This is a genomic window from Novispirillum itersonii, from assembly GCF_014205675.1.
Lineage (GTDB): Bacteria > Pseudomonadota > Alphaproteobacteria > Rhodospirillales > Rhodospirillaceae > Novispirillum > Novispirillum itersonii_A.
The window spans coordinates 1-1,189 of the sequence record NZ_JACIIX010000041.1 but is presented as its reverse complement, the minus strand read 5'-3'; the positions used below and the strand labels follow the sequence as shown (position 1 = coordinate 1,189).

The window sequence follows — 1,189 nt, the reverse complement described above, 5'->3', positions numbered from 1 at the left end:
CTTGTATGTTTCCCCCACACAGGCGTACGCCTGTGTGGGGTCGGTGAACGGGTGAGCCTGCTGGTCCCTTCTTCCCTGAAGAACGTGCTTGAGATCAGGCCCCCGTTCGCTACACCGTACGCCGTACCGAACGGTATCGAAGGCCTGCCTCCCGGCAGAGAGCCTGTATGTACAAGGATGGTCAGCCGTACGGTCCACCGCCAGACAAGGGAGCCGCCAATGCCTGCTTTTCTGGGTCTCGATATTGCCAAGCACAGTTTTGATGCGGTTCTTCTGACTGAAGACAGACAACGTCATCACGTGTTTGACAACGACCAAACCGGGTTTGACGCCCTGCTGACGTGGCTGGGAGCCACCACGGCAGACCTGCGGGCCTGCATGGAGGCAACCGGAGGATACGGGGATGATCTTGCCCTGTTCCTGCATCAGCAGGGCATCACCATCAGTATCATCAACCCCTTGCAGATCAAGGCCTTCGGGCAATGTGAGATGGTCCGCACCAAAACCGACAAAGTCGATGCGGGGGTTATTGCCCGCTTCTGCCGCAGTCAGTTGCCTGCCCCCTGGCAGCCTCCTTCGCCCCAAACCCGCGATCTGCGGGCCTTGGTCCGCAGGTGCGCGGCACTGAAAGAAGCGCGGGCGGCTGAGCTTCAGCGCCGGGCGCAGGAAGCCACATCTCCCGCGGCCGTCGCCTCCATCAACCGCCACATCGCTTTTCTCGATGCTGAAATCGCCGGGGTCAGTGCCGACGTTGAGCGGTTGATTGGCGGCGATGCGGTCCTCAAAGAAAACCATGATCTCCTGATCTCCATTCCCGGCATCGGGCCGCAGTCCGCCGCCGTGCTTCTGGCGGAAATCCCCGACTTCCGGCTGTTCCGCCACAACAAACAGATCACCGCCTTTGTCGGCCTCAACCCGCAGGAACGACAATCCGGCAGTTCTGTCCGTGGCAGGACCCATATCAGCAAAGTCGGCAATCCACGGATCCGCGCAATTCTGTACATGTGTGCCCTGTCAGCCAGACGGCACAACCCAACCCTGAAAACCTTTGCCGACCGCCTCAAAGACGCCGGTAAACCACCGAAAGCCGTTCTCGTCGCCGTTGCCAGAAAACTGCTCGTCATCGCCTATGGCATCATGAAAACAAGAAAACCGTTTCATCCGTCTTGACGGTCAACACGGTATCTCA

General features: G+C 59.4%; 1 protein-coding gene. It reads left to right on the top strand.

Annotation, left to right across the window (positions count from 1 at the left end; all coding sequences use genetic code 11):
• Positions 1-219 precede the first annotated feature (219 nt).
• Positions 220-1,170, top strand: a complete 951-nt coding sequence (locus FHS48_RS19860; protein WP_184266741.1) for an IS110 family RNA-guided transposase — start codon at positions 220-222, stop codon at positions 1,168-1,170.
• The last annotated feature ends 19 nt before the right edge of the window (positions 1,171-1,189 follow it).

What these genes read in the sequence shown, in the direction of transcription:
- FHS48_RS19860 (WP_184266741.1), top strand. Translation starts at nt 220, where the DNA reads ATGCCTGCTTTTCTGGGTCTCGATATTGCCAAGCACAGTTTTGATGCG.